At 70.1% G+C, this 6,782-nt stretch carries 4 protein-coding genes; 1 reads left to right on the top strand and 3 read right to left on the bottom strand.

The window, feature by feature from the left end:
* Positions 1 to 15 precede the first annotated feature (15 nt).
* From ABT297_RS09120 to ABT297_RS09110, 3 genes are read right to left on the bottom strand one after another with little or no spacing between them, the layout of a single operon-like run.
* Entirely contained in the window at positions 16 to 1,179 is a 1,164-nt protein-coding gene (locus ABT297_RS09120; protein ID WP_350546534.1) for an acyl-CoA dehydrogenase family protein, read from the bottom strand.
* Positions 1,180 to 1,191: 12 nt separating this feature from the next.
* Positions 1,192 to 2,835: a steroid-22-oyl-CoA synthetase gene (gene casI, locus ABT297_RS09115; protein WP_350546531.1), complete on the bottom strand. Its 1,644-nt coding sequence runs from the start codon at positions 2,833 to 2,835 to the stop codon at positions 1,192 to 1,194.
* Between the two features lie 26 nt (positions 2,836 to 2,861).
* Positions 2,862 to 4,424: an ABC transporter substrate-binding protein gene (locus tag ABT297_RS09110; RefSeq protein WP_350546529.1), complete on the bottom strand. Its 1,563-nt coding sequence runs from the start codon at positions 4,422 to 4,424 to the stop codon at positions 2,862 to 2,864.
* 346 nt (positions 4,425 to 4,770) lie between these two features.
* Here ABT297_RS09110 and ABT297_RS09105 point away from each other — a divergent pair, with 346 nt between their 5' ends.
* Positions 4,771 to 6,780, top strand: a complete 2,010-nt coding sequence (locus ABT297_RS09105; protein ID WP_350546526.1) for an MFS transporter — start codon at positions 4,771 to 4,773, stop codon at positions 6,778 to 6,780.
* Positions 6,781 to 6,782 lie beyond the last annotated feature (2 nt).

Genomic DNA, 6,782 nt, shown 5'->3' with positions numbered 1-6,782 from the left:
TTCGCTCCGGACCGGTCACGATCGGCCTCGCCGCGGCAGTCCGAGGCCCTTGACGGCGATCATGTCCCGCAGGACCTCGTTGACCCCTCCGCCGAAGGTGTAGACGAGCCCGGTGCGCGAGGAGTGCTCGAGCTCGCCTTCGAGGACCGCGCCCGCCCCGCCCGGGCGGATGCGCCCGGCCGCGCCGACGATGGCGCTCAGCGTGCGCTCGACGTCGATCTGCGCCTCCGACCCGTACGTCTTGACCGCGCCCGCCTCCGGGCCGCTCAACGTGCCGTCGGCCACCGCGCAGGTCATCCGCCAGTTGAGCAACCGCATGGCCTCGAGCTTCGCGTGCAGCCGGGCCAGCTCATCGCGCACCCATGGGCGCTGTGCCGCACCCGACGCCCGCGCCCAGGCCACCGTGTCCTCCCAGAGCCGCTGCATACGGCCGTTCTGCGCGGCGAGGCCGACCCGCTCGTGGTTGAGCTGGGTGGTGATGAGCGCCCAGCCGCCGTCGAGCTCGCCGACGACGTTGCCCAGCGGGACCCGGATGTCGGAGTAGTACGTCGCGGTGACCGACATGCCGCCGACGGTGCGGATCGGCGTCCAGGAGAACCCGGGGTCCGAGGTGGGCACGATGACGATGGAGATGCCCTTGTGCTTCGCGGCGTCCGGGTTGGTCCGGCAGGCCAGCCAAACGTAGTCGGCGGTATTCCCGCCGGTCGTGAAGATCTTACTGCCGTTGATCACCAGGCTGTCGCCGTCGACCACCGCCCGGGTGGTCAGCGAAGCCAGGTCGGTGCCGGCGCCGGGCTCGGTGTAGCCGATGGCGAAGACGACCTCGCCGGCAACGATCTGCGGCAGGTACCGCCGCTTCTGCTCCTCGGTGCCGAACTCGATGAGTGTCGGGCCCACGGTGTTGACCGTGACGAACGGGAACGGCAGCCCGGCCCGGTGCAGCTCGTCGAAGAAGACGTACTGGTCCTCGAACGAGCGGCCCTGGCCGCCGTACTCCTCGGGCCAGCCGATGCCGAGCCAGCCGTCCTTGCCCAGCCGGCTGACCACCTCGCGGAACCGGTCGCCGCCGGCGCCCTCCTCACTGAGCCGGCGCCGCTCCTGCGGCGACGCGAAGGACGAGAAGTAGTCCCGCAGCTCGCGCCGTAGCTCGAGCTGAGCGGGTGTCTCATGCAGGTCCACGTCGGTAACTCCTCACAACGGCAGGAAGCGAAGGCGCCCATTGGTCTGGAACTCCTCGCGCAGCGACCGTTTGTCGTCGTCGGTCATCGGCGTGTAGGCGGGCTCCGTGCGCCCGGCCCACCAGTAGACGGGGTCCGCGCAGCGCCAGCCCTCGACCTTCACGTCCTTCTTGCGGATCTTCCCGGACCCGGTGGTGGGCAGGCCGTACGAGAATCGGACGTATCGCGGGAGGTCCTTCGTCCCGAGGTCGTCCTGCGCGGCGAGGAACTCGGTGAGCCGCAGGTCGTCGAAGGTCGTGTCCGGGGACACCTCGACCGCCGCCATCACCTGGTCGCCCGACCGGGGGTCGGCCACCGCGAACACGCTCGCCGCGACCACCGCCGGATGCCGCTGCAGCACCCGCTCGACGTGCAGCGCGGAGATGTTCTCCCCGTCCACGCGTATCCAGTCGCCCTCGCGCCCAGCGAAGTACATGAACCCGGCGCCGTCCACGTAGCCGAGATCGCCGGTCCAGTACCACCCGTGCCGGATCTTCTCGGCGTTGGCCTCCGGGTTCTTGTAGTAGCCCTCGAACTTGGCCTCGCCGTTCAGGTCGACGATCGCGCCCACGGACTCCTGCGCGTTGGTCACCCGCCCGTGCGCGTCGAGCACCGCGGGCGGGCAGACCTGCCGCGTCTCGGGGTCCACCACCACGACGTTCGGGCCGGTGGGGCGGCCGAGCGCGTTGGGCGGAGTGTCCGGGCTCGGCAGGACGAAGCCGCCGGCCTCGCTGGACCCGAAGCCCTCGATGAGCCGGCAGCCGAAGCGGCGCAGGAACTCCTGTCGGTCCGCCGGCGAGGCTTCGGTGCCGAAGGCGTGCACCAGCGGGTTGTCCCCGTCGTCGTCGCGCGCCGGGATGGCCAGGAGGTAGCCGATGGCCTTCCCGACGTACGTGAAGAAGGTCGCCCCGTACGCGCGGACCTCGGGTAGGAACCGCGAGGCGGAGAAGCGCGGGGTCAGCGCGATGCACGCCCCCGCGACGAGCGCCGGCGCCCACAGCGCCATGATGGCGTTGCCGTGGAACATCGGCATGCAGCAGTAGCAGACGTCGTCGGGGCCGAGGTCGAACCGGTTCCGGTTCATGTACCCGAGTCCGACCAGTCTGCTCTGCGAGCAGATCGCCGCCTTCGACGCCCCGGTGGTGCCCGACGTGAACAGCAGCAGCATCTGGGTGGCCGGGCCGACCTCCGGGGCGACCGCCGGGACGTCACTCTCCGCGGCGACAAGTTCGGCGTACTGCGGGGTGTCGACGAGCAGATACCGCTCGGGCGCGACCCCGACGTCGAGCCCGCGCAGCAGCTCCAGGCCGGCCGTGTCGGTGACGATGAGCTGGCAGTCGGTGTGCGCGACCTCCTGCTCCAGGTATTCCCCGCGCTTGGTCGAGTTGATGCCGACGATCGTGGCGCCGGCCAGCCCCGCCGCCCCCAGCCAGAACGCGAACTCAGGGACGTTGTTCAGCAGCACGCCGATGTGGAAGGGGCCGGGCCGGCGCAGGCGCTGGGCGAGCGCGGCGCGCGCCGCGCTGGCTCGCACCACCTCGTCCCAGCTCCACGTGCGGTCGAAGGTCCGCAGACCGGGCCGGCTGTCGCCGCTGCGCAGCAGCAACAGATCGGCCACGGTCCGCGACCGTTGCTCCGGAGCCATCAGCGGACCATCGCCACGTAACGGAGATCGGTGATGCCGATGCTCATCCAGGGGATGTTGTCGTAGCCGACGACCTTGGAGTTGGCGATGGCGCTCTGCGTCATGTTGCAGATCGGGATGAACCAGGCCTGCTCCATGATCGTCTTGGTGAGGTCCTGGTACAGCGGCGCGCGCTTGTCCTCGCTCAGTGTCGGGCTGGCGGCCGCGGTCGCGTCCTTCGCGAGCTGGGTGGCCTGCGGTTCGACGGCGAGCTTGTACGTGCCGCTCGGTGAGAAGTACGTGTTGAAGGTCTCGGCCGGGTCCACCTTCGGGCTGAACGAGTTGGCCACCATGAGCTCGAAGTCACCCTTGATGAACCGCGGCTCGTTCTCGCTGGTCGGCACCGGGTTGAGGCTGGCCTGAATCCCGGCGGCCGACAGCGCCGCCTGCACGACGTTGGCCGACTGCTCGACGTTGCTGCCCGCGGGGAAGGTCACCGTGACCTTCGCGCCGCCGGCCTGCGACACCAGCTCCTTCGCCTTCTCCACGTTGTGGGCGTACGGGTACCGGTAGTTCGGGATCGCCCACGGGGTGGAGTCGGGGTAGAGCTGCTGCGTCGGCGTGCAGTAGCCGGAGAACAGCGCCTTGACCGCGTTCGGGTCGATCGCGTGCGCGACCGCCTGCCGCACCTCGGGCTTGGCCAGGTCGCCCTGGTTGGCCCGGAGGTAGACGCCGAGGATGTTCCGGTACCGGGTCTTCGCGATGTTGAGCTGGCCCTGGTCGGCGAGCTTCTGCACGGTGACGATGTCGGCCGGCGAGTTCGCGGTACTCAAGTCGAGCTGACCGGTCTGCACGCCGCGCACGCGGGTCGTACCGTCCTGGATGAAGCTGACCTCGACGCCGCCCAGGCGCCCGGCGGCCGGGTCCCAGTAGGTGCGCGGGGCCTTCTTCATCTTGAAGCCCTCGTTGGGCGTGAACTGCGTGACGACGTACGGGCCGGTGGTCGCGTCGCCGGGGTTGTTGGCCAGATCGTACGACGGGTCGGCGATCGCCTTGGGGCTGATCATCATGCCGGCGTTGGTCGTGAACGTGGACAGGAGCTGGACGCCACCGCCGGCGCGGAGCGTGAACCGCACGTGGGTGTCGTCGACCGCCGTCACGGCGGTGATGTCGGCGAACGCGGACTTGAGCGTGCTCTTCTCGAAGGTCTTGCTGCGCTCGATGTTGGCCTTGACCGCGGCGGCGTTGAACGGCGTGCCGTCGTTGAAGGAGACGCCCTCCCGCAGGGTGAGGGTCAGGCTCGAGCCGTCGGCGGAGAACTCCCACTTGGTCGCCAGGCCCGCGATCAGGTTGTCGTTCTTGTCGAGCATCGTGAGCCGGTCGTACGTCAGGGCGAGGTAACCGTTCTCGCCGTAGCTGGCGACCAGCGCGGGGTCGAACGTCCGGATCGGCGACGGGAGCGCGACCCGGAGGATCGCGTCGGGGTTGATCGCCCCACCGGACTCGCCGCCTGCGGGGGTCTTCGCGGCGTCGGCACAGGCGGCCAGGCTCACCGAGAGGGCCGCCGCCAGCAGGGCTTTCAAGACAAAACCGGTTCTAGGGACGATCAAGTTCAGTCTCCTTTGACTGCGCAACCCAGCAAGCGCTTGTTCAAGACACTACGAATGCGCGCACCGCCCGGTCAAGCGCTTGGTCAAGAAGGGTCGAGGATCTTGCTCTCGTGGCCACATGTCATGTCCCACGATCCGGTCGGCCGAGCGGCAGCGCACAGCGATGAGGCCGGGGGGACACGCAGGTCGGGCGCCGGGACCGGCCACCCGTTTTGTGGTGGAACTCCCTTCCGCGGGGGCTAGCCAGCCACCGGATGCCGATGATTGACTCAGCTCGGGGTGAACAGCTGTTCACCCCGGTTGCGGTGTGAGGAGTGTTGTGGATCGGCCCATTCCCAACCTGGGCAGCGACACGGCCGGGAAGACCCGCAGCACCGTCGTCGTCGCCACTCTGGCGACGTGCGGCATCGCCGTGTCGCTGCAGCAGACGCTGGTGCTGCCGGTGCTACCGGACTTCCCGCGGCTGCTGCACACGTCCGTCGACAACGCGTCCTGGCTGGTGACCGCGACGCTGTTGGCCGGGGCGGTCGCGACCCCAACGCTGTCGCGCCTCGCCGACATGTTCGGCAAGAAGCGCATGATGCTGGTGACCCTGGCCGTACTGATCGCCGGTTCGGTGCTCGGCGCGTTCAGCCAGGCCCTGCCGCTCATCATTGCCGGCCGCGCCCTGCAGGGCGTCGGCGTGGCGCTCGTCCCGATCGGGATCGCCATCATGCGCGACGAGCTCCCACAGGAGCGGCTCGCGCTCGGCGTGTCCGTGATGAGCGCGACCCTCGCCATCGGCGCCGGGGCCGGGCTGCCGCTGTCCGGCCTGATCGTCGAGCACTTCGACTGGCACTCGGTGTTCTGGGTCAGCGCCGCCGTGGGCGCGGCGCTGTTCGTGGCGGTGGCGCTGGTCGTGCCGGAGTCGCCTGTACGCACCCCTGGGGCGTTCGACTACACGGGAGCCGTGATGCTCTCGGCCGCGGTGACGGCCCTGCTCCTCGCCCTGTCCAAGGGCGCCCACTGGGGCTGGCTGTCCTACCGGACCGCCGGGCTGATCGTGCTGGGCCTGCTCCTGCTGGCGGCGTGGGTGCCCGTCGAGCTGCGCGTGCGCAGCCCGCTCGTCGACGTGCGGGTCGCCGCGCGACCGGCGGTGCTCCTGGTCAACACCGCCTCGGTCCTGACCGGCTTCGCGATGTTCTCCAACATGCTCGGCACGACCCAGCTGCTGCAGCAGCCGACGGAGACCGGATACGGGCTGGGCCTGGACATTCTGCACACCGGGATGTGGATGGCGCCGAGTTCGCTCGCCTTCGGCGCGATGGCGCCGGTGGCGGCGGCGATCACTCGGCGGTTCGGCCCGCAGACGACGCTGCTGGCCGGTGCCTGGGCCATGGGTGCCGCATACGTGGCCCGCGTCTGGTTCAGCTATGAGCTCTGGCAGATCGTCGCCGGCTCGATGCTGGTCGCCGTCGGCACGTCGATGACGTTCGCCGCGATGCCCAGCCTGATCATGCGCGCCGTCCCCACGACCGAGACCGCGTCCGCGAACGGGCTCAACTCGCTGCTGCGCTCCGTCGGCACGTCGACGGCGAGCGCCACCCTGGCCGCGATCATCACCGTCACGGTGAGCCGCGCCGACGGCGTGGCGTTGCCCAGCTTCGATGCGTTCACCACCATGTTCTGGATCGCGGCGGCGGCGTCGCTCGTGGCCGGGCTGCTCACCCTGCCGCTGTTCCGGATGGGAGAGCGGGTGGCCGACCAGCCGGCCGCGGCGGTGGGCGTACCCGAAGCCGTCGTGCGCGGCCGTGTGGTCGGCCGCGACGGCAACGCCGTCCGGACCGCGGTGATCACCCTGCTCACACCGTCTGGTCAGCCGATCGACTGGAGCCAGGTCGACTCCTCCGGGTCCTTCTCGCTCGCGATCCCCGGCGCCGGCCGGTACCTCATCATCACGGCCGCCGACGGCTGGGCGCCGCAGTCGCGGCTCGCCTCCCTGCACGCCGGGCAGGACATCGAGCGCATCGTCCTGCACGACCGGCTCACCCTGGCCGGCCAGGTCAGTGACGCCCACGGCCCGATCGGCGGCGCGACCGTGGCGCTGACCCGGTTGAGCGGTGAGGTGGTGAAGGCGGGTCGGACCACTGTGGACGGGCGGTACGAGATGCCGCTACCGTCGAGCGGGCGATACGTCCTCACCGTGGTCACGCCTTGGGCGACGACCGAGACGCGGGTCGTGACGATCTGGGGCGCCGAGCGCGTGGTCGACGTGCGACTGCGGACCAGCCGTGACGACGAATCGGCGTTTCCCGCCGCGGTGCGACGAGAGACCACCGAGGCGACGTGACA

This window comes from Dactylosporangium sp. NPDC000555 (genome assembly GCF_040300025.1).
In the GTDB taxonomy this organism is placed as follows: Bacteria; Actinomycetota; Actinomycetes; order Mycobacteriales; family Micromonosporaceae; genus Dactylosporangium.
This window is presented reverse-complemented; position numbering and strand designations above follow the sequence as displayed.